Consider the following 22,575-nt stretch of genomic DNA (forward strand, 5'->3'; position numbering starts at 1 on the left):
GTCTTCAGACCGTTAGCCGCGTCAGTGCGACCAGTGCGCAGCGCTAGATCAAACCCACCGCGGCCGCCGCGACGACAAGACCGAGGCCGGTCAACGCCTGGGCGACGGCGCCGCCCGTCAGAATCCAGATTGCCTTGCCCTCGTTGTCAACGCGTTCGAGCGCGTCCCGCCTGACCAGCCAGTAAAAACTATCGTTGGGTAGGATCGCTATGAAGGAGCCCAAGCAGATCGCCAGCACCGCAGCGACCGGGGACAGGCCCGCACCAACGACGATCGGCGCCGCCACGGGGGCAACGGCCGCGAAAGTGGCCATGCTCGAACCCTTCGCGAGCTTGAACAGCATGGTCAGCGTAAAGAGGCTGAGAAGGCCCAGCAGGCCGGCCTCGGGCGGGAACAAATCGGCGAAGGAAACGAGATGGGTCAGCATCGCTCCGAAGGCGGTTGCGGCGCCGATCACCAACAGAAGCGAGCCTGTTCTGCGCAGAGAGCTGTCGAGACAGGCGCGCCGCTCGGATCGCGGGATATCCAGAAGTGCGACGGTGGCCGCGATCAGCAGCGCCCCCTTCGGACGGGTCAGGAAGTCGAGGATCGGCAGGGCCGAAAGATCGCTTGCGGCGCCGATCAGCAGCAGACAGGCCAGAACGGCGAAAGGGGCAAGAGGGCGCAGCGCCTGAGTGCGAGACGCCGTTGCCGCCGGAGACGCCGTGATGTCAGGGAGAGCGTCGAGGCTCCGGACCCAGAGGGCCCCCGCAAGCCAGACCGGAAGCAGGAGGGCCAGACCACAGAGAGGCAACCATGGGTCGGTCACGCCGAGACCGGTTGCGACGATCAGCGGCCCTGCCGGATAGAGAAGTTTGAAGCCAGCGTAGGAACCGAAGGCCACGTCGAGTTTCTGCCGCCCGGCGATCGGCGACAAAGCCGCATAGGCCGTGTCTGGACAGATCATGCCGGCTCCGGCAAGGGGCGAGGTTGCCGTTGCCAGACCTTTCGCAGGCGCGGCGCGGTGACGCGACATGGCTGCCGCCAATGCGAAAGAGGGTAGGAGAATCAGCGCGAATTCACCAAGGGCCCGTCCGAAACCGCTGTTGAAGATCTCGATGAGGTCTGGCGCGGCGAGTCCGCCGGTCAGCCCCATCGCGAGCGTGACGACGACCATCCAGACGACAAGCGGCATATCGGGACTCAGGGAGGCGATGGCTTTCGATGGAACTGCGGTCGTGTCGGTCATGCCCGGCTTTCCCTACCCATCGCTCTAAACTCGTCGATTGCCTCATGATAGTTGAGTGCTTATTCATTCAAAAATGACTAGTTCTCCCCATTCATCATGATTAGAAATCATGATAGATTTCCTTTGCCGCTTCGTGCTCTGCAGATCTTCGAGGTCGCGGCCCGGCATGAGAACTTCACCGCTGCGGGACGGGCGCTCGGGCTCACGCAAAGCGCGGTCAGTCGAAAAGTCACAGAGCTGGAAGCCGTTCTGGACGTTCGGCTGTTTCGGAGATCCGGACCGAACCTGACCTTGACCGAGACCGGGCGCGCGCTTGCCGAGCGGGTCTCCTACGCGCTTGGCGATCTGCAACGGGCCTGCGCGGAGACGCGGTCATCCAGGGACAACGGCATCGTCACATTGTCGATGCTGCCATCGGTAGCGGCGAAGTGGCTGGCCCCACGGCTCGAGCGGTTCACGGCCGCGCAGCCCGAGATTGACCTGCGCATCAGTGCCTCGCGCAATCTCGTGGATTTTACCAGGGAGACGATTGACGGCGCGATCCGCTACGGCCCCGGGGGATGGCGAAACCTCGAAACGACCTGGCTCGGATCCGAGAGCGTTCAGCCTGTCTGCGCACCTTCTTTACGCACGAAACACGGCATAGCCGGTCCGTCCGATCTGCTCAGGGTGCCTCTGCTGCACGCCGATATTGCCGAGGATTGGGCCGCTTGGTTTTCGGCAGCAGGACTGGCGAATGCTGAGGTGCCGCGAGGCCCCAAACTCGGCGATGACACCGCCATTCTCCAGGCGGCGCTTCTGGGCCAAGGTGTAGCGCTCGGACGATCGCTGCTGGTCGCAGACGATCTTGCTGCGGGGCGGCTGGTTGCACCTTTCGATGTGCGGCTTGAAGCCAGCTACAGCTATTGGTTCGTCTGTCCGAAGGGTGCCGGCGAGGGGCCTGCCGGGGAGAGTCTTGCGGTTGTCCGAGATTGGATCGTCCAGGAGTTCGCGCAGCAGCCGGACGCGACGCATCCATCCTGACCGACCATCGGCACCGCCTTCTCTAGTCTAGTCCTCTTCAACCTTGCTATAGGGGCCGCACTTAATCGCGCGCGCTTGGCCGTGATCGCCTTCTTGATGCCTTTTAACAGGGGGACGCCTCCGATGTCCGACCAACTCCGCGTCTCTTGCCGATGCAATACCGTCAAGGGCTACGTTGCTGTTGGCGATCTCTCGGCCGTTCCCCGCTACGTCTGCCATTGCGACGACTGCCAGGCATTCATCCGCTATCTCGGTCGTGCGGAGGATGTGTTGGACCGGTGGGGTGGAACCGAGGTTGTGCATGTCACGCCCGCTAGCCTTCATCTGGAAAGCGGCAGAGACCATCTGCGATGCTTGAACCTGAGCGGTGGTGGAACGCTCCGCTGGTTCGCTGCTTGCTGCGGCAGTCCGATCGGCAGCACACCGAAGTCCCCCGGCTTCCCCTTCGTCAGTTTGGTTTCCACTTTCATCCGCGATACGCCGGAGAAGATGTCGATCGGCCCGGTCCGTGGCCGCCTGATGCTGAAGTACGCCTATGGCGACGTCGCACCCTTGCGGAAAGACTCTCTGTCTGCCTTCCGCATGTTCCTCGGGGTCGCTCGGAGCATCCTGATCGAACGTCTGTTTCGGCGACACCGCACAACGCCGTTCTTCCTGCCGGGCACGTCCTCGCCGATTTCGCCGCCCCACGCGCTCACTGCGCAGGAGCGTGAGCAGGCCTATGGAGCCTTGTCGGCCGGGAATGGCGGAACGGCCTGACAGCTCGCGAGAGATAGATAGCTAGCTCTCAAGTCTCGCCAGAGCAGCGGGCGTGTCCACGTCCAGCAGGACGGCGTTCCCCTCGACCGGCACTTCCGCGACCTGATCGGCATGATCGGCGATCAGCGGCTTGGCGCCGACGTCGCCGGCGATTTCCATGGCTTCGGCGAAGAAACGTCGGGCGAAGAGAACGGGATTGCCGCGTTTGCCGTGACTCGTCGGAATGCAGATCGCACGACCTTCGAGCGGATCGAAGGCGGCGATCAGCTTGTCGATGGTCTTGGCATCGATCTTCGGCATGTCGCCCAGCAGCACGACGACACCGTCGACGTCGTCCGGCAGGCTGGCAAGGCCGCGCCGCAGAGAGGTGCTGAGCCCCTGTGCATAGTCCGGATTGTGGATGCGGTTCACGCCGGTTTCGGTAACGGCGTCTTCCACCGCCTCGCGGGCATGGCCGGTGACGAGCAGCAGCGGATCGGCCTGGCTCGCTTGGGCGGCCGCGACGGTATGGCGGACCAGTGGGATTCCGTCCAGTTCGACCAGCAGTTTGTTTTCGCTGCCATAGCGGCGCGACTGGCCTGCGGCCAGCACCAAGGCGGCGATCCGCGGGGCGCGTTTCGTCTGACTGGACTCCACGGCTTCGGCGCGGGGCAGGGGACGGCCGCCGATCTCCTTCAACAGTCCGCCGACGCCCATGCGCATCACATCCTGCGGTTCCACGTGTAGCCCGGCGACGAAACGCTGCAGGACCCAGTCGAAGCCGTTGATCTTAGGTGAGCGTGCGCAGCCCGGAAGGCCGAGCACCGGCAGCTCGTCCCACTCGGCCAGCAGAAGCAGGTTTCCCGGATCGACCGGCATCCCGAAGTGGCGTACCCGGCCGCCGGCTCGCTCGATGCCGGCAGGTACGATGTCGCGGCGATCGACGATGGCCGAGGCGCCGGAGACCAGCAAGATCTCGCAGCCGGCCGAACGCAGGGCCGCCAGTTCCCCGGCGACCTCGCCCTCCTCGTGACCGCAGCGCCGCTCCAGACAGGCCGCGCTGCCCAAGGCCGCCAGCCGCGCATCGAGGGCGTCGCGGGTCTTGTCCAACAGGCTTTCCTTCTGGCCGGGCAGGCGGGTCTGAACCAGACCGACGCGCTTGGCGGCGAAAGGCGCGACACGCACGAGCGGCGAGCCGTCTTGAGCGATTTCCAGGCAGCGCGCCAGGGCCTCGGCGGGCGCGGCGAAGGGGATGATCTTGACGGTCGCCAGCATCTGGCGCGGTTCGACCGGCTCCAGGTCCGGCAGGGTGGCGACGGTGAGGGCCTCGTCGATCAGGTTGAGCCTGTCGAGCCGCTCGGCGTCGATCTGCACCAGTCCGTGGGCTTCGGCCACCAGATTGCAGCGTCCGGTGAAGGCTTCGGTGACCTTGGCGCCGCTGCCCGCCGTGACCTCGGCCAGGTGCCGGGCCGCCTCGTCCTCGTGCAGGTCGCCCTCTTCCAGCCGGGCGGCGATCACCTGATGGATCTGTGCCGAACGGAGGGTTTCCACGTCCTCTGCGGAGAGACGGCGACCCTTCTTGAAGGAGATCGTCCCCTGCTTGAGGGAATGGGCAAGGATCGCGCCTTCGGCCTGTTCGACCGCTGTCGGGCCGAAGATCATTGCGCCGCCGCGGGCTGCTGCGCCTTGACTAGCGGCGGCGCGGCGCGCAAGGCCGCCGTCATCTGGGCGCAGACCGACAGGGCGATCTCCGCCGGGCTCTTGGCGCCGATGGCCAGGCCGGCCGGTCCCTGGATCCGTCCCAGGTCGGCTTCGCTCAGGCTGGCGGTCCGCAAGCGCTCCAAGCGCTTTGCATGGGTACGCGTGGACCCCAGTGCTCCGATATAGAAGCTGTCGCTTCTCAGCGCTTCGCTCAGGGCCGGATCGTCGAGTTTGGGATCGTGCGTCAGCGTCACCACCGCCGTTCGGCGATCCGGTTTCAGCAGTGCCATGGCATCGTCCGGCCATTCGTCGACCAGGCGTACCCCTGGGAAGCGCTGCTCGGTCGCGAAGGCCGGGCGGGGGTCCACGATGGCCACGTCGTAGCCGAGGATCTGGGCCATCGGCACCAGCGCCTGAGAGATGTGAACCGCACCGACGACGATCAATCGCAGCGGCGGGTTGAAGACCTGCAGGAAGATCTGGCGGTCGCCGGCGACCTCGGGCGGCAGACGACCGGAGACATCGTCGCGCAACGCCGTCCGCGCCGCCTCCAACTCCCTGTCGGACAGCTCCAGGTCGCCCTGCTGCCGTTCGAGATCCAGGAGCAGCTGCTGGCCGTCTTTCAGGTCGGTTGCCAGAACGACCGGCTGTTTTGCGTCCCTGGCGGCGAGGAGACGGTCGAGCAGAGCTTGGCGCATCGGGACTAATCCAGCACTTCGACAAAGACCTGGACGCTGCCGCCGCAGGCAAGGCCGACTTCCCAGGCGTTTTCGTCGCTGACGCCGAATTCGAGAAGGCGCGGGCGCCCCTCCTCCATGACTTCGAGTGCCTCCGTCACGACCGCTCCCTCGATGCAACCGCCGGAGACGGAGCCCAGCATGCTGCCTGTCTCGTCGATCGCCAGCTGACTGCCGACCGGGCGCGGGGAGGAGCCCCAGGTCGCGACCACCGTTGCTAGAGCCGCCTTGCGCCCCTCGGCGCGCCAAGCCGAGGCCTGGCGCAGCACGCGATCGGTCGAGGGATAGATATCCGTCGTGACCTTGTCCGGGCCGGTTGGGCTGTCAGTCTCGTTCCGACTGTCGATCATCCTGGGGCCTCCGCCAAGCTGGCGCGGTTCTGTCGCGCGTTCCAATCGCCGACCCCTTCATGGCGGCGTTTCGGTTCCCGACTCAGCACCTCGGTCAGTTGTTGCAGCGTCTCGAGGTTGTGAACCGAGCGGAAGTCGTCGACGTGGGGCATGATTGCCTTCGCCCCCATGGTTTTGGGTTCGTAGCCTTCGTAGCGCAAGAGGGGGTTCAGCCAGATCAAGCGCCGGCAGGACTTGTGCAGCCGTTCCATCTCAGCATCCAGTCCTTCCGCGCCTTCGCGGTCCAGGCCGTCGGTAATCAGCAGAACCACGGCACCTTGGCCGAGGACGCGACGCGACCAGACGCGGTTGAAGTCGGCCAGACAGGCGCCGATGCGCGTACCGCCGGACCAGTCGCCGACAACCTCGCCGCAGGCCTGCAACGCATCGTCGATATCGGCGCTGCGCAGGTAGCGCGTGATGTTGGACAGGCGTGTCCCGAACACGAAGGATTGCACGCGGTCACGGTCGTTGGTCACGGCATGCATGAAGTGCAGGGCCATGCGCGAATAGCGGCTCATCGAGCCCGAGATGTCGCAGAGGATCACGAGCGGCGGATGCCGCCGCCGCTGACGTTTGAACCGAAGCGGAATGGTATCGCTGCCGGAGCGCAGCGCGGCCCGCAGACTGGCGCGCAGATCCGCCCGCCCGTTGCCCGACGTCGGCCGGAAGCGGCGGGTCTTGACCTGCATGATTGGCAGCCGCATGCGCCGGATCGTCTCCCGGGCCTGTGCGATTTCCTCCGCCGTCATTTTCTCGAAGTCCTGGTGGCGCAGCACCTCGGTATCGGAGTAGGTGAGCGCAGCGTCGATCTCGATCTCCTCCTCTTCGCCCTCGCTCTCGCTCTGGCTCGGGAGTTCGCTTTGCAGCGCTTCGGCGACCCGGCGCGACAGCTCGCGGCCCTCCGGCTCCTGACCCTCCAGCGCGATGTCCGGAAGGAACAGGCTGCGCAGGCGCTCCAGGAACTTTGGATTGCGCCAGAAGACGTGAAAGGCCTGGTCGAAGATCTCCTGCTGGTCGCGCCGATTCACGAAGACGCTGTGCAGGGTCCAGTAGAAATCGTCGCGCCGCAGCAGTCCGATGGCTTCGACGGCCTCCAGAGCGGCCAGAGTCTTGCCGGGACCGACCGGTAGTCCTGCTGCGCGAAGCGTGCGTGCGAAGTAGAGGATGTTTTCGGCGAGCCGCCCGCCCGGAAGCTTCTCCAGTTCGCCGAGGTCGAACTGTTCCGCCTTGCTTTCGGCTTCCAGTCGCCGCTTGGCGTCGGCGAAGGGATCGGTCTGGCGCATCGGTGGCTCCCGGCGGGACCGTTTCAGCCCTGCGGCAAGGCGGCCTGCTCGCGTTTGACGTCGTCGAGCAGTCTGGCGGCCTGACTGCCTTCGATCTTGGCGATGTCGTCCTGATACTTCAGCAGAACGCCGAGCGTGTCGTCGATGGCCTGGGGATCGAGGGCCACCTTGTCGAGCTGGATCAGCGCTTCCGCCCAGTCGATGGTCTCGGCGATACCCGGCAGCTTGAAAAGATCGAGGTCGCGCAGTTTCTGAATGAAGCCGACGATCTCCCGACTCAATCGCTCGGGGGCGTTCGGCGCCTTGACCCGCAGGATCTCCAGCTCGCGGCTGGCCTCGGGGTAGGGCACCCAGTGATAGAGACAGCGTCGCTTGAGCGCGTCGTGAATTTCGCGCGTTCTGTTGGAGGTAATGATCACGATCGGCGGCTGCGGGGCGGCGATGGTGCCCAGTTCCGGGATCGTGATCTGGAAGTCACTCAAGACCTCCAGCAGGAAGGCCTCGAAGGGTTCGTCGGTGCGGTCCAACTCATCGATCAGCAGCACCGGTGCTCCGTTGACCTGCGGCTTGAGCGCCTTCAGCAGGGGCCGCTCGATCAGGAAGCGTTCCGAGAAGATGGTGGATTCCAGGCTGCCGCGGTCGCGGTCTTCGGCGGCCTCGGCCAGACGGATCTCCACCATCTGGCGCGGATAGTCCCACTCGTAGACGGCGGAGGCGACATCAAGGCCTTCGTAACACTGAAGCCGGACCAAGTCTCGGTTCAGGGTTTCGGCCAGAACCTTGGCGATCTCCGTCTTGCCCACGCCCGCTTCGCCTTCCAGGAACAGCGGACGCCCCAGCTTCAAGGCAAGGAACAACACCGTCGCCAGACTGCGATCCGCGACGTAGTTGCCGCGTTGCAGCAGATTCAGGACGCCGTCGACGTCGGCCGGTGGTCCGGATTCGGTGGCTGCAGGCGCACGTTGGGCGTCGGTCACGTTGGATCCGTTGTCTCGCGAGGGGCGGCGGTCACTTCTGCACCCACTGACCACCCGATGACTGATACCAGGTTCCGGCCGGCGAGGCCTCGATGATCTCCCGGGCGTAGATCTGACCGATGGTCGCGGCATCCACGCCCTGCTGGGCCGCGCGTTGCCGGTAGACCTCGCTGCGCTCCGCGTTGATGGCGTTTACCCTGGCGTTCACCGAGGAATCGCGGGCGACCAGAAACCCGTTCAGGTTCTCGCCGGCCAGGCCGCGGCGCTTGAGGTCTTCTGCACTCTGGGCCAGGGCGGCGCCTGGGCCGCCGGCCAGCAGTGTGCCGCCGACCAGGAAACCGACGGTGAGGGTCGCGGCGGTCCCGGCGGATCGCCTAAGGAAGATGCGTCGTGTCATCGGCATGACTGTCAGCTTCGCTTTCGTGCTGTTGCTGTCAAGAGGGGGGATGGATCTGTCGCTGATCGAAGGGACGCCGGGTATCGATGGGGCGCCCTCCGGTTGCTGCGGGTTCTAGAAGATGTCGGGGTTGCCTTGGATATCCTCTTCCGCTTGACGTTCGATGCGCAGGCGCACATCGGCATCCAGCTTGATGTTGAGATTGATGGTGATCGGCTCCTTCGGCGCTTCCACGGCCACGCGCGGTTGGCAGGCCGTCAAAACGGCCGCTGCCAGCAGCAGACTGGCCGCCGAAGCCGGACCGAAGGACATCGATGACACTTGCACGCAGGTTCTCCTTTGGCTGCACCGTGCTGAACGGGCCCGGTGTCGAACTAGCTTAACGTGATACGCCCTTTAACGTTGCAATCTCCATAGCTGCTCGATCGTGTCGTCCGTCAGCGCCAAAGCTTGGGACAGGGCGAGCAGCAGCGGCGCCAGATCGGTTTCCAGGCTCAGGTTGAGATCGAAGGGCTGACCGTCGAGCACGGCGGGGTTCTGGCCGAACAGCTTGAGAGTCACGAGGGTTTCCCCTTCGGGTGGTTTGTCCAGGGTAATGGCGAGGTCCCGGTACTGGAAGTTCTCCAGGGCACGCATCATCAGATCGACGCTCTCGCCCCCAGCCGCCAGGGCCTGCTTGGCCTCCTCCGACGTCAAGCGCAGGTTGCCCGGCTCCTCGGCCGCGAGGCGTCCTCCCGCGACGATGACGGTGTCGCCCTCCAGACGAATCGGGATTTCACCGCTGATTCGCCCCGTCGCCTGGACATCGGGCGTATCCAGCACGGCCAGCAGTTTGGCGAGATCGATGTTCTCCAAGCCGAGGGTCGCCTCTTCGCGGTTGCCCGTGGGATCGATCAGACCCTGTTGCAGCGACAGCCAGCCGCCGAGTGCCCGCGCTCTGGCCGTGACGATCTCCAGCCGGGGGGATCCGTTCGGCTCCGGCGTCGCCACGCCGACCTCCGCGGTCAGATCGGTCAAGGGGAACAGAGTTTCGATCCGGGCGGCCCAAAGCCGCTGCGGCGGCGGTGCCTGCAGCGGCATCAGGCGGTCGAAGTTGAGGCCACCCGACAGCCCGGAGACCCGGACGGCGTCGCCATAGTCGAAGTTAAGGTCCTCGAGCGCGACCCCGGCTTTGCTCGCGTGGCCGTTCGGCGTCCAGGTCAGACCGAACGTGGCGGCCAGGCGGCCGCTGACGTTCGTCAGGTCGGACAGCAGCGGCGTCAGGTCTGCCGGCTGCAGGCCTTCCGGCACGAAGTACAGCGGTGCCAGAGTCAGGTCCGCGCGCAGTCGCGGCCTCTCCGGATCGACGGTCGCGCGGGCCAAGGCGGTCAGGCGTCCGGCCAAGCCGCGGCCCGTGACGGCCAGCGCGTAGCTGTCATCCTCAGGTGCAAGACTTCCAGACAGATCGAGCGGCGGGAACAGGGGGGTGTCGGCTGCGTGGGCCAGTCGTCCGGAGAGTTCGAGCGTGGTATCGGCTTGTGGCGGCAGCGAGCCTTCCAGCCTGAGGCCGCCGACGCGCAGCGGCGGTTCCTGCAGTGCGACGCCAGCTTCCTCGATCACGAAGGTGCCACTGTAGCCTTGGGCGCCAAGGGCGCCGGAGAGCTGCCAAAGACCGAGCTGCAGATCGACGTCCGACAGCGCGCCTGCTTCGTCCAGGCCGCTCAGATCGAGCGGTGACCAGCGGGCTTTCACGCTATGGCTCGCGTCGCTATCGGCTGACCACCGCAGTTCGTTTTCGTCCAGGGCTGTTTGCAGCTCTGGGATCCGGTGAGATCCGACGCGCAGGTCTTCCGCGGTCAGATATCCCGGCGCCGTGAGATGGAGGCTTTCGGACGTGAGGGACAGATCGGCCGTCAGCCGCGAGTCGAGCGCGGCCAGGGTGAAAGTCTCGTTCGCGACAGCGATCGCCTCGAGAGTCAGCGGGCCGGACAACTTCAACTGTGCTGTCGGCAAGGCGCCTCGCAGATCTGCTGGCCAGTGGATCGCGACGGTCTCGACGGTCATGTCCGGAAGATCGAGACGGCCCTCGGCAGAGATATCGGCGAAGCCCGTTACGATATCGGGCGGCCCTGAAAGGCGACCCGAAATCGCCGCTCCCTGAAGCCTGTGACCCGCCAGAGTCCAATTGGAAGTTGAGATGTTAAATTGTTGTAAATCAATAAATTGTGCATTGAATCTCGAGTCAAACTCGAGGTTTCCTTGTAGGGCTGCAGCCGCCGAGGACTCACCTGCATCGAGCCCGATCCGAAAGGCCGGCTGCAAAGCCAGGGCATCGGATCCCCAGTCGATCGATAGCAAGGGACTGTCAGCGACGAGTGTCTGCAAGCGCAGCCCGATGCCGGCGAGGAGCTGCCGTTCGACACTGTCGGGCAAGCCGAGCGGGGCGAGAAAGGCGGGGTCAGGGCGCAAGACAGACAGTTCGGCCGTCTGGGCTGGAAGAACCCGCAGCGTTCCCTCGCTCTGGTCGGCGTCGAGCGCCAGTAGCAGCTGTCCACCCTCGAAGTGGCCTTCGGACGCGACTTCCTGAGCGGTCAGCGTCATGGCGGCCGACCAGTCGCCGGCCCGCAGCCAACTCAGCCAATCCGTTTCCTCTGTCAGGTCGGAAAAGTCGCCGTTCAGATCCAAGGTGAGCTGCAGGTCCTGCCAGGTAAGAAGGTCGGCTTGTGCAGCGGGAGCGAGAAGGGAGGTGAGGAAAGTGGCCGCACGCGGCCCGGCCGACAGGTCGACCGTCAACTGTCCGGCGGGCGACAAAGGCAGGTCGACCAGGTCGGCGACCAAACGTCCTTCCAGGCCCTGATCTTCGGCCGTAATCTGCAGGTCGGTCTGCAGCCGCTTCAGCCCGAGTTGGTTTGTCTCGGCTTGAAGATCCCCTGCGAAAACGGCCACTGGGGTTACGCCCTGAAAGGTGACGTCGGCTGCCAGCCTCGCATCCCGCGGCTGAGCCGTCCCGTCCAGGCGCAATTCCGCGGGCCCGAGCGGCGTTTCGGCCTGAACCGACAGATCGGAGAGCTCGACCGGAAAGGGCAAGGAGGGAAGCGGCCCGGTGAGCGCCTCCGAAAAGGGCGCCGATTCCGAGGATCCGCCTCTCTGCGCTGTGGGGGCCGGCGCCTGTGAAGGGGCGGTTGCCTCCGTCTCTATCCCGTCGAACAGCGGTTGCAGCTCGCCCAGGACCGGAGCATCGCCTGTCAGATCCAGGTGCAGGCGTCCGCTGTCGACCCGAAGGCCTGCGATCTCCGGCGCTCGCCATCGCGGCCAAGCGAGTTGGAGCTCGACTTCCCGCGCGGAGACGACTGGCTGGCTTCCGAGTGTCAGGCCGGTGACCGTAAGCCTGTCCAGCTCCAGACGGGTGACAGCCAGTTCCGCCGGCACGCCGCGCGTGGCCAGCCATTGTTGTGCGGCAATCTCCGCAATGTCCTTACGGAACAGCCAGGCACCGCCGGTCACCCCAAGCAGAGCGATAAGCAGAAGGAGAAAGACGAGAGTCAGCCGCCGCATAAGCGCAAGCTAGAGTGCGGCTGTGTTCGACGGAAGCGTCTTCGCGCCTATCAAACTGGTGAACCGCGCTCTCATCATTGAGTAATGAAGCGACTCACGTCTCGGGCGGAAGCGAAGCGCTTCCGCCCGAGACGAGGATGCTCTAGCTGCCGGCAGCCGTCACCGCACGCTTGGCCATCACGCCGACCAGGTGGGCTCGATACTCTGCCGAGGCATGGATGTCGCTGTTGAGACCGTTGGCCGCCGTGGAGATGCCGTCGAGCGCCCCGGCCGTGAAGTTGCCTGCCAGCGCCAGTTCCATCTCACTGTGGCGGAAGACCGTTGGGCCGGCCCCGGTGACGGCGACGCGCACGCCACCGCCGGTCTTCGCGACCATGACGCCCACCACGGCATAGCGGGAGGCCGGATTGTCGAACTTGGCGTAGGCGGCTGCCTCGGGCACGGGGAACTGCACCGAGACGATCAGTTCGCCGGGCTCCAGTGCCGTTTCAAAGAGCGCGACGAAGAAGTCGTCGGCGGCGATCTCCCGCTTGTTGGTCTTCACCGTCGCGCCGAGGCCAAGCAGGGCGGCCGGATAGTCTGCGGCCGGGTCGGCATTGGCGATGGAGCCGCCGATGGTGCCGCAGTTGCGCACCTGCGGGTCGCCGATCCCGCCGGCCAGTTTCGCCAAGGCCGGGATCCGGGACTGCACGGTCGTATCGCCGGCTACCGAGGCGTGGCGGGTCATGGCGCCCACGACCAGGCTGTCGCCCTCCGAGCGCACGCCTTGCAGGTCGGCGATCCCGGACAGGTCGACCAGGTCGCTGGGCATGGCCAGGCGCTGCTTCATGGTCGGCAGCAGGGTCATGCCCCCGGCCAGCAGCTTGGCGTCTTCGTTGGCCGAGATCGCCTGAGCGGCCGCCTCGACGCTGTCGGGCTGGTGATAGGTAAAGGCGTACATGTTGTGTCGATCCCTCCCTTACTCGGCGGCGGCCTTGAAGCGGCCTTGTGCATGACGCCAGACCTTCTCGCGGCTGGCCGGCATGTCGATTTCGACGCCGAGCGCATCGGTGATGGCGTTCATGACGGCGGCAGGTGCGGCGATCGCGCCAGCCTCGCCGCAGCCCTTCACGCCTAGCGGATTGTGGGTGCATTCCGACACCGTCATGCCGACACGGAATTCGCAGAGGTCGTCTGCGCGCGGCATGGTGTAGTCCATGTAGGAACCGGTGACGAGCTGCCCGCTGTCGTCGTAGACGGCGTTCTCCAGAAGAGCCTGGCCGACGCCCTGGGCGATGCCGCCATGCACCTGGCCCTCGACGATCATTGGGTTCAGCACCTTGCCGAAGTCGTCGACCGCGACCCAGTCGACGATTTCCGTCTCGCCGGTGTCGGGGTCGATTTCGACCTCGGCGATATGCACGCCCGAGGGATAGGTGAAGTTGAGCGGGTCGTAGAAGGCCGTTTCGTCCAGGCCGGGCTCGACTCCCTCCGGGTAGTTGTGCGGCACGTAGGCGGTGAAGGCGATCTCTCCGATCCCCTTCGACTTGTCGGTGCCGGCCACCGTGAACTGTCCGTTGGCGAACTCTACGTCATCTACGCTCGCCTCCATCAAGTGGGCGGCGATCTTCTTGCCCTTCTCGATGATCTTGTCGCAGGCCTTGCTGATCGCCGAGCCGCCGACCGCGAGAGAGCGCGAGCCGTAGGTGCCCATACCCATCGGGATCTGGCCAGTGTCGCCATGTACGATCTCGATCTGCTCGTAGTCGACGCCGAGTTGCTCCGAGACCAACTGGGCGAAGGTCGTCTCATGACCTTGCCCGTGGCTGTGGGCGCCCGTCAGCACCGTGACGCTGCCAGTCGGGTTGAAACGAACCTGGGCCGATTCCCAGAGGCCGACCCCGGCGCCCAGTGATCCCACCACTGCCGAGGGGGCGATGCCGCAGGCCTCGATGTAGGCGGACATGCCGATCCCACGCAGCTTGCCGCGCGACTCAGACTCGCTCCGCCGTTTCGCAAAGTCGCCGTAGCGCACCATCTCGAGCGCCTTGTCGAGGGAGGCTTCGTAGTTTCCGATGTCGTAGGTCAGCGCGACCGGCGTCTGATAGGGGAACTGATCCGGCTGGATGAAGTTCTTTCGGCGAAGTTCCGCCGGCTCCATCTTCATGTCGCGCGCCGCGACCTCCACCAGACGTTCGATCACGTAGGTGGCCTCGGGCCGTCCCGCACCGCGGTAGGCGTCCACCGGGGCCGTCGTCGTGAAGTAGGCCTTCACGTTGCAGTGGATCGCCGGCGTCGCGTACTGGCCGGCCAACAAGGTGGCGTAGAGGTAGGTCGGGATCGAGGTTGCGAAGCTGGAGAGGTAGGCGCCCATGTTGGCCTGGGTATCGACCCGAAGCGCCAGGAACTTGCCGTCGGAATCCATCGCCAGCTCAGCCGTGGTGATATGGTCCCGGCCATGGGCGTCGGACAGGAACGACTCGCTGCGCTCCGCCGTCCATTTGATCGGCTTGCCGTTCAGACGCTTCGAGGCCCAGGTGCAGACCGTCTCCTCGGCGTAGGCATAGATCTTCGAGCCGAAGCCGCCGCCGACGTCGGGTGCCACGACGCGGACCTTGTGCTCCGGCAGGTTGAGCACAAAGGCGCAGAGGATCAGGCGCAGCAGATGCGGATTCTGGCTGGTCGAGTAGATCGTGTAGTTGTCCGAGCCCGGATCGTACTCGCCGATGGCCGCGCGCGGCTCCATCGCGTTCGGGATCAGCCGGTTGTTCACCAGATCGAGCTTGCTGACGTGAGCGGCCTTGGCGAAGGCTTCGTCGACCGCCGCCTTGTCGCCCAGCTCCCAGTCGAAACAGAGGTTGCCGGGAGCTTCGTCGTGGAGTTGGACATTCTTTCCGGCGGTACCGAGATCGACGACCGGCGCAAGCTCCTCGTAGTCGACCTCGACGAGTTCGCCGGCGTCGCGCGCTTGGGCCAGGGTTTCGGCGATGACCACCGCGACATGGTCGCCGACGTAGCGAACGCGGCCCCGGACCAGCGGCCAGTGCGGCGGAGCCTTGTGCGGATCGCCGTTCTTGTCGGTGACGACCCAGCCGCAGGGCAGGGAACCGACGTTGTCGGCCGCCATGTCTTCGCCGGTAAAGACGGCGACGACACCGGGCGCCTTCTGCGCCTCGCCGATGTCGATCGAGGCGACTGTGGCATGCGCCACGGGCGAGCGCACGAAGAAGGCATAGAGCTGACCGGGGCGGTCGATGTCGTCGACGTAGCGCCCGCGGCCGGTGATGAAGCGGAAGTCCTCGCGACGCTTGACGGGTGCGCCAAAACCGGAATCGGGCATGGTCCTAACTCCTCATGTCTTGGGCCGCGTGGCGGATCGCCTTCACGATGTTGTGGTAGCCGGTGCAGCGGCAGATGTTGCCCTCCAGCCATTCCCGGATCTCATGCTCGCTGGGGTCGGGGTTCTGCTTCAGCAGATCGACCGCGCTCATGATCATGCCCGGTGTGCAGAAGCCGCACTGCAGGCCGTGATGCTCCTTGAAGGCCTCTTGCATCGGGTGCAGGTCGCCGTTCTGGGCGAGCCCCTCGATCGTGGTCACTTCGCTGCCGTTCGCCTGGGCGGCCAGCATGGTGCAGGCCTTCACCGAGGCGCCGTCCACATGGACGACACAGGCACCGCATTGGCTGGTATCGCAGCCGACGTGGGTTCCGGTCAGGCTCAGGTTTTCACGCAGAAATTGAACGAGCAGCGTGCGCGGATCGACCTCTTTGGTCACCGTCTGCCCGTTCACCGTCATCGACACGGTGAGCATTCAATCCTCCCTTCAACGGACCGGGGTTCCGGGCTGTCGGGCCTGGTCCTCGCCTCGTTTCTCGGCCGGCAAATGGTCTTTAGACCTTGGCGTCGGCGGAAGCCGTGCCGTTCCACCGACCGTCTGAAAGTAGTGTGTGGGGCGGTCGGGGACAGGTCAAGACAAACCACGGCGAGGATTCCCCGCAGGCTAACAAAGACTTGCCGGCGGTATCTGCCAGGCCCGCGCCGCCGTCTCAAAAAAGACCGAGACTGCCCCGCTGCGACTGGCCTAAGGCCTCGCCGCGACCGGCTTTCAGGAACCGAAGATCGCCCAGAGGATGGCGACGACGGCGATCAGTCCGGCGACCCACACGATGGGGGAGAGGCTCTTCGTCGCACGCGCCTGCGTGACGGCTTCGGTGGAAGCTTCCGCGGCACGACGCTTGACCTCGGCCTCGCTAACCGACTGGCCTTCGAGCGAAGCGGGTGGGGCCGGCGGCGTGCTGTCCGGCGTTGTTTGTGCTGCTGTCGTTTGCGTCGCTGTCGTTTGCCCACTGTCTCCGTCGGACAGGGGAGGTGTTGCTGCGGCGGCTGTTTCCGCCGCCGGCTCCGCTTGCGGCGACGCGGTGTGCGACGCGGCGACCTGTTCGGCGAAGGTCGTGAAGAACTGATCGGCCATCTTCTTGGCGGTGGAATCGATCAGCCGCGACCCGAGCTGCGCGAGCTTGCCGCCGACCTTTGCGTCGACTTCGTAGTGCAGCTGTGTCGCGTCTGCGGCGATCTCCTCCAGGCGCACCTTGGCGCCGCCGCTGGCGAAGCCGGCGGCTCCGCCCTTGCCTTCGCCGGAGATCGTGTAACTCACCGGAGCGACGATATCGCTCAGCGAAACGGCTCCTGCGAAGCGGGCACTGACCGGCCCGACCTTGGCACGAACCTTCGCCTCGAAGGCGTCGGGAGCCGTCTGCTCGAGTTCCTCGCAGCCCGGAATCGAAGCCTTCAGCACGGCTGGGTCGTTGAGCGCGGCCCAGACGGCCTCGCGCGGCGCCTCGATCCGATAGTCGCCGGTCATCTGCATTCTGTCACACTCCCTATGATGTCTTTGTTATCCGCCGGCTGCCGCACACCTGCCATCCTAACCTGGAGTGCAGGCGCAGTTCTTCTTCTTGGCGGACGCGCCGCTGCTCTCGTCGAACGACGAACACGGTTTACGGCCGCAAGCGGTCGGGGACCTCGATGCCCTGCTCCTCGAAGTAGCGCAGGGCTCCGGGATGCAACGGCGCCGGCAGTCCGACAAGCGCGGTCTCGAGCGCCAAGGCTCTGGTCGCCGGATGGATGTTCTGCAGAAACGGCAGGTTCTCGTAGATCGTCTGGGCGATCATGTAGACGTCTTCGTCCGGGACCTCTGCATGGCTAGCCAGAAAGTTCGGTTGGGCGATCGTCTCCGTCTCCTCCTCCAGACCGGGGTAGGTGCCTGCGGCGATCACGTAGGGCGTCCAGATGCCCATGCCGCTGTCGGCTTTCGCCGCCTGTTCGGGCGTAAACTCCAGAAGCGCGATGTCGTTGCCGGCCGATGCGAAGGCGCGGGCGACAGCGGCCACCGGATCGCCCGCCGGTGTCGACATGCCTGCGACCTCGCCCTCTTTCAGGGCTTCGGCGCTGGGGCCGTAGCCGAGATAGACAAGGTCGTAGGCGTCATCCACCTCGATCCCGAAGTTGCCGAGCAGCATTCGATTCGAGCCGATGGTCGCCGAGTTCTGGCGTCCCATAGCCATCGACAGGCCCTGCATCTCGATCAGATCGGCTATCGTGCCCGTGGCGGCATGCTCCCTTGCGATCACGAAGTGCTCAACGTTCGGCCAGAGACCCGTGACGCTGCGTAGCTGCTCCTGCTTGCCGTCGACCTCCATCGGTCCCACGCCCTCCACGGCGTAGTAGCCGAAAAGTCCCTGCAGGATGGCGAACTCGGCCGCACCTTCGCGGAGCAAGCGCACGTTCTCGCCGGAGCCTGCGGAGTTGATCGCCGAGAGGTTGATGCCCTGCTGCGGTTGCAGCTTGATCTTGACCAGCGCGGAGAGTGCGACCCCGACCGGGTAATAGGTCCCGCCGCTGCTGCCGGTGGCGATCCGGTAGTCGCGATCCTGCGCACTTGCCCCAGCGCCGGCCAGGCTTGTCGCCAGACTGGCGAAGACGAGCGCCGCTGTTGCTCTCAGAACGGCACGGCGCAGTCTGCCGATACGCTTATCCATGCGTCCTCCGTTCAGTCCTTTGCCTAAGACGTGTCTGCTTTGCCAAGCGGGTCGCGTTGCCCCGGCTCGGCACGAGGGTCGGATTACACCATCAAGCCAATCCGCGCCGCAAGCCAAGGAGATCCGCGGTATTTCGCTTGGTGAATGCGAGAATTCACAGTTTAAAGATGGAGCTTTGCGGCGCTTCCGACCATCGGGCATACTCCGCCGCCGTTCGATCTCCGCTGCCGTCCGATCCCGGTGCGGTCACTCCTCGTCTTGCTGTGCGCTTTTGCTAGCTAGGCGGCCGCAGCGTCCCGGTCTCCGAAGCGAAGGATCCGCCCGTGCTCGCGTCGATGCTCGCTTTTGTCAAAGGCCGGCTGCGGTTGCACTGGTCGCTCTTTCCAGGCCTCGCAGGCCTATCGGCCGTTCTTCTGCTATGGGGTGCGACCTCCGCTCTGGCCGCCGAGGCGGGCGGTGGCCACGGTGCTGCTCCGCACCTGGAGGGGGCGGTCCTGACCCTCATCTGGGATATGCCCTTCATCGGCATCCTGCTGTCGATCGCGATCTTTCCGCTGGTCGCCCCGATCTGGTGGCACGGCAATTTCGGTAAGGTCTCCGCCTTCTGGGCCCTGGCCTTTCTGATCCCCTTCGCTCTTGTTTTCGGCTGGGAACTGGCGCTCTTCGAGGTCATTCACGTCGCGATCCTGGAGTACATCCCCTTCATCGTCCTGCTGCTGACGCTTTTTACGGTCGCCGGCGGCGTTCGGCTGAAGGGAACCCTGCGGGGGACTCCGGCCGTCAACACGGCCATCCTGGCGATGGGGACCGTCCTCGCCAGTTTCATGGGCACGACCGGCGCCGCAATGCTGCTGATCCGCCCGATCCTGCGCGCCAACGACTGGCGCAAGCATCAAGTTCACACGGTCGTATTCTTCATCTTTCTCGTCGCCAACATCGGGGGGTCCCTCACGCCCCTGGGCGATCCGCCGCTGTTCCTCGGTTTTCTGAAGGGCGTCGACTTCTTTTGGCCCACGACGAACATGTTCCTGCCCATGCTCATCGTGGCTCTCCCCCTGTTGCTGATCTACTTCCTGTTCGACAGCTACCTGTTTCGCAGCGAGGGCCAAAGCGCCGCTCCTGCCGAGGCCGGCGTGCCGGGAGACAACGTGCCGGGGGGCGACATGAAGGAGCCGTTGTCGCTCGAAGGCAGTTTCAACATCGTGTTGTTGCTCGGCGTCATGGGCTGCGTGCTGATGAGCGGTTTTTGGCAACCGGGCATCTCATTCGAGCTCTATCATACCCAGTGGGACCTGCAGAACATCGTGCGCGACGTCCTGCTGCTGACGATCGCCTATCTGTCCTGGCGCATGACGCCGATGCAAAGCCGCGAAGCCAACGGTTTCACCTGGTTTCCGATTCTCGAGGTTGCCAAGCTCTTCGCCGGCATCTTTGTCACCATCATTCCGGCCATCGCCATGCTGCGGGCGGGAGAGAACGGCGCGTTGGCAGACGTGATCCGGTCGGTGACCAAGGAAGATGGGCTGCCGATCAACTATATGTATTTCTGGTCGACCGGCGTGCTCTCCAGCTTCCTGGACAATGCGCCGACCTATCTGGTGTTCTTCAATACCGCCGGCGGTGCCCCGAACGTCGACAAGCTGATGACCGAATGGTCGACGACCCTTCTGGCAATCTCTTGCGGTGCCGTCTTCATGGGGGCGATGACCTACATCGGCAACGCGCCCAACTTCATGGTGCGCTCGATCGCCGAACAGCGCGGCGTCGCCATGCCCAGCTTCTTCGGCTACATGCTCTGGTCGGTCGTCTTTCTGGTTCCGCTCTTCGTCGTGGTGACGCTGATCTTCTTCGCAGACGGGCTCTTCTGACGGCGGAGGCGGCGAAGGCGAACGGGCCTGCCGCAAGATCCCTGCAAAAGAGAAGGGGCCGGCCGCGTTCTCCGCAGCCAGCCCCTTTAGACCGATTATAACTCGGTGCCGTTACGGCAGCAGCACGTTGTCGATCACGTGGATGACACCGTTGTCGGCCATGATGTCGGCCTGAACGACCTGAGCGCTGTTCGGCGAGGGATAGTCCGCCTGCTCGGTGTCGATGAAGACGCCGTTGTCGGTGACGCCGTTGATGTAGATGTAGTCAAGCGCCATGGTGATCGGAGCGACCTGCTCGCCCAACACCGCGCTGGACGGGATCGTGCCGGGCACGATGTGCAGGGCGATGATCTTACGAAGCTGAGCGCGGTTTTCCGGCAGCAGCAGATTGTCGACGGTTCCGGCCGGCAGCTTTGCGAAAGCGTCGTCGGTCGGCGCAAAGACCGTGTAGGGCTGATCGCCGGTCAGGTAGGGCACGGCGCCTGCGGCAGTGGCGGCGGCGATCAGGGTCTGGAAGCTGCCAGCGGCGGCCGCCGTCTCGGCCAGGTTGGCGGCCTTGGCGTCGGTCGCGGCGAAGCTGGCGCCGGCGGCGACGGTGAGAGCCAGCGCGGCGCTGCTAAGAGTCTTGGCGAAAGCGGACATATTCGTGCTTCTCCATTTGTCTGTTCTGTCTTGGAAACGGTCAGCGACCGCTCATACGGAAGCACGCGCGAACGCGCCCCCCGCACACATGTACGTGGCTAAACCGACGAGAGGTCGATTCCGTTCCATCATATCACAGTCTTGTCACCGTATGGCTGCAGAGTGAAGCCGTTTCTGCAGCCATATCGGGAATGTCACAGACCTTTCCGCCGACTTAACCGCGAAATGGCGCCCGGCGCGCAACCCATAGGCCACCCACCCGGCGAGTGGGGAGGGCGTGCCTCTCCGACTCAGTGACTGACCAGAACCGGGATCTCCGCGTTGCGCAGCACCTCTCGGGTCGCACCGCCCAGAACGACTTCGCGCAGGCGCGACCGGCCGTAGGCGCCCATGATCAGCAGATCGGTCTTCCGCCGCCCGGCTTCCGCCAGCAGCGTCGACCCCACGCCGTCCTGCTCGTCGAGGTTGATCCCCTCGGCCTCGATGCCATGGCGCGCCAGATAGGCGACCAGTTCGTGCTCGGACAGCTTGTCCGCCGGGGTGGGGCCGACGGTCGCCACGGTCACTGACTTCGCCGCGCGCAAAAGGTCGAGCGAACCCCGCACGGCACTGACCGCCTCTCGGTTTGAGCGCCAGCCGATCAGGATGTTCTCGCCGAAGACCGGCACTGGCTTCAGCCGGGGCAGCATCAGCACCGGGCAACCCACCTCCAGCACCAGTTCTTCGGCCAGACGCCGGCGAAAGCGATCTTCCAGAAACGCGCCGGGGTCGGAATGACTGACGATCATCAGGTCTGCAACGTGGGCGTGGCGCGAGAGCGCCTGGTGATGGCCGCCATCCTCGACCACCCAGGTGTGGGAGACGCCCTGATTGCTGCAGGTACCTTCGAACTCCTTCTGCAGAGCAAGCGCGCGGGCGCGCGCCTGCTTCTGCGCCTCGGTCAGAAAGATCGCGGAAGCGCCGCGCCCTGCGACACTGGCCGGCATGCCGACCGGAAAGGTGATGAAGAGCGCGGTGATGTGAGCCTTATGCTGCTTGGCCAGACGAACGGCCACATCCAACCGCTCGACGTGATGCGCATCGTTGGCCAGATGGACCAGAATGGTCTTGATCGGCATAGGGGACTGGGTCCTCTTCGCGGGCAGGCGACGGCCGATTCCGGTTGCCGACCGTTCGTAGTCGTCAGGTCTCGAAGACCGGCACGCTAGAGCAGATCGCGATCCGTGGGAACTGCTTCGCCGCCTCGCCGTTCAACAGAGGTCTCGGTTGGGTTCCGCTTAGTTGCGTTCTTGGGCCCAGGGCACGGCAGCGCGGCAGCCATGGTCGATCAGCGCGTAGAGCGCCAAGGCCAGCACTGCCAGGACGAAGAGGGCCGCGAACATCACATCGGTCTGCATGCGCCCGTTGGCATCCAGCATCATGCGGCCGAGCCCAGCGCCGGCACCCACCCACTCGCCGACCACCGCGCCGATGGGGGCTGTTGCCGCCGCGACCCTCAAGCCCGAGGTCAGGGCCGGCAGCGCCGCCGGCAGCCGCACGCGCAGCAGGATCGACAGGCGACTGCCCCCCATCGTCTTAGCGAGGTCGAGCCAGCCCGGCTCCGTCCGGCGCAGCCCGTCGTAGAAGGCGGCCGTGACGGGGAAGTAGATGATCAGGGTCGCCATGGCGATCTTGGGGCCGAGGCCGTAACCGAACCAGAGCACCAGCAGCGGGGCGAGGGCGAAGACCGGGATCGCTTGACTGACGACCAGCAGGGGTAGAAGCCAGCGCCGCAGCGGCGGCAGCAAGGCGAGGGAGAGGGCGGAGAGGCAGCCCAGCAGAGTGCCGAGCAGCAGACCGAGAACGATCTCCAGGCCGGTGACCCAGGCGTTTGCAAGCAGCTCTTGCCAACGGTCTAGTAGCACGGCACCGACCCGCAGCGGCCCCGGCAGCAGGAAGTGCGGCACGCCGCTGACGACGACGCCGAGATGCCAGACGATCAGGACGGCGAGGAAGATCAGCAGCGGGCGCAACAGAGTCATCGGCAGGATCATCCGC

20 protein-coding genes are annotated in these 22,575 nt (G+C 65.2%); 3 read left to right on the forward strand and 17 right to left on the reverse strand.

The annotated features are described in order from the left end of the window. Positions 1–43: 43 nt before the first annotated feature. A complete protein-coding gene (locus tag ACO054_RS05955) occupies positions 44–1,228 on the reverse strand; it encodes a hypothetical protein (protein WP_421709524.1) in 1,185 nt (394 codons plus the stop codon). A 96-nt stretch (positions 1,229–1,324) separates the two neighbouring features. On the opposite strand from ACO054_RS05955, the gene gcvA reads away from it, so the two are divergent. Continuing rightward, entirely contained in the window at positions 1,325–2,251 is a 927-nt protein-coding gene (gene gcvA, locus ACO054_RS05960; RefSeq protein WP_421709525.1) for a transcriptional regulator GcvA, read from the forward strand. A 123-nt stretch (positions 2,252–2,374) separates the two neighbouring features. Beyond that, complete coding sequence (locus tag ACO054_RS05965) at positions 2,375–3,010, forward strand: DUF6151 family protein (RefSeq protein ID WP_421709526.1); 636 nt, start codon at positions 2,375–2,377, stop codon at positions 3,008–3,010. Positions 3,011–3,031: 21 nt separating this feature from the next. On the opposite strand, the gene ACO054_RS05970 is transcribed toward ACO054_RS05965, so the two are convergent. The 13 genes from ACO054_RS05970 to ACO054_RS06030 form a co-directional block, all read right to left on the reverse strand. After that, positions 3,032–4,651: an NTP transferase domain-containing protein gene (locus ACO054_RS05970; protein WP_421709527.1), complete on the reverse strand. Its 1,620-nt coding sequence runs from the start codon at positions 4,649–4,651 to the stop codon at positions 3,032–3,034. Next, complete coding sequence (locus ACO054_RS05975) at positions 4,648–5,388, reverse strand: XdhC family protein (protein WP_421709528.1); 741 nt, start codon at positions 5,386–5,388, stop codon at positions 4,648–4,650. Before ACO054_RS05975 ends, ACO054_RS05970 begins: the two co-directional genes overlap by 4 nt. A gap of 5 nt (positions 5,389–5,393) precedes the next feature. Continuing rightward, entirely contained in the window at positions 5,394–5,777 is a 384-nt protein-coding gene (locus ACO054_RS05980; protein ID WP_421709529.1) for an XdhC family protein, read from the reverse strand. Continuing rightward, a complete protein-coding gene (locus ACO054_RS05985) occupies positions 5,774–7,102 on the reverse strand; it encodes a vWA domain-containing protein (RefSeq protein WP_421709530.1) in 1,329 nt (442 codons plus the stop codon). Before ACO054_RS05985 ends, ACO054_RS05980 begins: the two co-directional genes overlap by 4 nt. A gap of 23 nt (positions 7,103–7,125) precedes the next feature. Then, complete coding sequence (locus tag ACO054_RS05990) at positions 7,126–8,079, reverse strand: AAA family ATPase (protein WP_421709531.1); 954 nt, start codon at positions 8,077–8,079, stop codon at positions 7,126–7,128. A 31-nt stretch (positions 8,080–8,110) separates the two neighbouring features. Continuing rightward, on the reverse strand, positions 8,111–8,482 hold the full coding sequence (locus ACO054_RS05995) for a YdbL family protein (protein WP_421709532.1): 372 nt from the start codon (positions 8,480–8,482) through the stop codon (positions 8,111–8,113). A 108-nt stretch (positions 8,483–8,590) separates the two neighbouring features. After that, a complete protein-coding gene (locus tag ACO054_RS06000) occupies positions 8,591–8,803 on the reverse strand; it encodes a YnbE family lipoprotein (RefSeq protein ID WP_421709533.1) in 213 nt (70 codons plus the stop codon). A gap of 69 nt (positions 8,804–8,872) precedes the next feature. Continuing rightward, positions 8,873–12,010: an intermembrane phospholipid transport protein YdbH family protein gene (locus ACO054_RS06005; RefSeq protein WP_421709534.1), complete on the reverse strand. Its 3,138-nt coding sequence runs from the start codon at positions 12,008–12,010 to the stop codon at positions 8,873–8,875. Between the two features lie 142 nt (positions 12,011–12,152). Then, complete coding sequence (locus ACO054_RS06010) at positions 12,153–12,950, reverse strand: FAD binding domain-containing protein (RefSeq protein ID WP_421709535.1); 798 nt, start codon at positions 12,948–12,950, stop codon at positions 12,153–12,155. 18 nt (positions 12,951–12,968) lie between these two features. Then, a complete protein-coding gene (locus ACO054_RS06015) occupies positions 12,969–15,329 on the reverse strand; it encodes a xanthine dehydrogenase family protein molybdopterin-binding subunit (protein ID WP_421709536.1) in 2,361 nt (786 codons plus the stop codon). A 4-nt stretch (positions 15,330–15,333) separates the two neighbouring features. Further along, positions 15,334–15,801: a (2Fe-2S)-binding protein gene (locus tag ACO054_RS06020; protein WP_421709537.1), complete on the reverse strand. Its 468-nt coding sequence runs from the start codon at positions 15,799–15,801 to the stop codon at positions 15,334–15,336. 294 nt (positions 15,802–16,095) lie between these two features. After that, entirely contained in the window at positions 16,096–16,857 is a 762-nt protein-coding gene (locus tag ACO054_RS06025; RefSeq protein WP_421709538.1) for an SRPBCC family protein, read from the reverse strand. Positions 16,858–16,987: 130 nt separating this feature from the next. Beyond that, on the reverse strand, positions 16,988–18,028 hold the full coding sequence (locus ACO054_RS06030; RefSeq protein ID WP_421709539.1) for a TAXI family TRAP transporter solute-binding subunit: 1,041 nt from the start codon (positions 18,026–18,028) through the stop codon (positions 16,988–16,990). A 323-nt stretch (positions 18,029–18,351) separates the two neighbouring features. Here ACO054_RS06030 and ACO054_RS06035 point away from each other — a divergent pair, with 323 nt between their 5' ends. Then, positions 18,352–19,896, forward strand: a complete 1,545-nt coding sequence (locus ACO054_RS06035) for a sodium:proton antiporter (RefSeq protein WP_421709540.1) — start codon at positions 18,352–18,354, stop codon at positions 19,894–19,896. A 111-nt stretch (positions 19,897–20,007) separates the two neighbouring features. Here ACO054_RS06035 and ACO054_RS06040 read toward each other — a convergent pair whose 3' ends face one another. From ACO054_RS06040 to ACO054_RS06050, 3 genes are all read right to left on the reverse strand, one after another. Further along, a complete protein-coding gene (locus ACO054_RS06040) occupies positions 20,008–20,538 on the reverse strand; it encodes a fasciclin domain-containing protein (RefSeq protein WP_421709541.1) in 531 nt (176 codons plus the stop codon). A 290-nt stretch (positions 20,539–20,828) separates the two neighbouring features. Further along, entirely contained in the window at positions 20,829–21,656 is an 828-nt protein-coding gene (locus ACO054_RS06045) for a universal stress protein (RefSeq protein WP_421709542.1), read from the reverse strand. A 159-nt stretch (positions 21,657–21,815) separates the two neighbouring features. Then, positions 21,816–22,571: an ABC transporter permease gene (locus ACO054_RS06050; RefSeq protein ID WP_421709543.1), complete on the reverse strand. Its 756-nt coding sequence runs from the start codon at positions 22,569–22,571 to the stop codon at positions 21,816–21,818. Between the last annotated feature and the right edge of the window lie 4 nt (positions 22,572–22,575).

This window comes from Algihabitans sp. (assembly GCF_965226985.1).
Lineage (GTDB): Bacteria > Pseudomonadota > Alphaproteobacteria > Kiloniellales > DSM-21159 > Algihabitans.

Excerpts from the sequence above, each read along its gene's own strand:
- ACO054_RS05955 (WP_421709524.1), bottom strand. The coding sequence starts at position 1,228 with ATGACCGACACGACCGCAGTTCCATCGAAAGCCATCGCCTCCCTGAGT.
- gcvA (WP_421709525.1), top strand. The coding sequence starts at position 1,325 with ATGATTAGAAATCATGATAGATTTCCTTTGCCGCTTCGTGCTCTGCAG.
- ACO054_RS05965 (WP_421709526.1), top strand. The coding sequence starts at position 2,375 with ATGTCCGACCAACTCCGCGTCTCTTGCCGATGCAATACCGTCAAGGGC.
- ACO054_RS05970 (WP_421709527.1), bottom strand. The coding sequence starts at position 4,651 with ATGATCTTCGGCCCGACAGCGGTCGAACAGGCCGAAGGCGCGATCCTT.
- ACO054_RS05975 (WP_421709528.1), bottom strand. The coding sequence starts at position 5,388 with ATGCGCCAAGCTCTGCTCGACCGTCTCCTCGCCGCCAGGGACGCAAAA.
- ACO054_RS05980 (WP_421709529.1), bottom strand. The coding sequence starts at position 5,777 with ATGATCGACAGTCGGAACGAGACTGACAGCCCAACCGGCCCGGACAAG.
- ACO054_RS05985 (WP_421709530.1), bottom strand. The coding sequence starts at position 7,102 with ATGCGCCAGACCGATCCCTTCGCCGACGCCAAGCGGCGACTGGAAGCC.
- ACO054_RS05995 (WP_421709532.1), bottom strand. The coding sequence starts at position 8,482 with ATGCCGATGACACGACGCATCTTCCTTAGGCGATCCGCCGGGACCGCC.
- ACO054_RS06005 (WP_421709534.1), bottom strand. The coding sequence starts at position 12,010 with ATGCGGCGGCTGACTCTCGTCTTTCTCCTTCTGCTTATCGCTCTGCTT.
- ACO054_RS06010 (WP_421709535.1), bottom strand. The coding sequence starts at position 12,950 with ATGTACGCCTTTACCTATCACCAGCCCGACAGCGTCGAGGCGGCCGCT.
- ACO054_RS06015 (WP_421709536.1), bottom strand. The coding sequence starts at position 15,329 with ATGCCCGATTCCGGTTTTGGCGCACCCGTCAAGCGTCGCGAGGACTTC.
- ACO054_RS06020 (WP_421709537.1), bottom strand. The coding sequence starts at position 15,801 with ATGCTCACCGTGTCGATGACGGTGAACGGGCAGACGGTGACCAAAGAG.
- ACO054_RS06025 (WP_421709538.1), bottom strand. The coding sequence starts at position 16,857 with ATGCAGATGACCGGCGACTATCGGATCGAGGCGCCGCGCGAGGCCGTC.
- ACO054_RS06030 (WP_421709539.1), bottom strand. The coding sequence starts at position 18,028 with ATGGATAAGCGTATCGGCAGACTGCGCCGTGCCGTTCTGAGAGCAACA.
- ACO054_RS06040 (WP_421709541.1), bottom strand. The coding sequence starts at position 20,538 with ATGTCCGCTTTCGCCAAGACTCTTAGCAGCGCCGCGCTGGCTCTCACC.
- ACO054_RS06045 (WP_421709542.1), bottom strand. The coding sequence starts at position 21,656 with ATGCCGATCAAGACCATTCTGGTCCATCTGGCCAACGATGCGCATCAC.
- ACO054_RS06050 (WP_421709543.1), bottom strand. The coding sequence starts at position 22,571 with ATGATCCTGCCGATGACTCTGTTGCGCCCGCTGCTGATCTTCCTCGCC.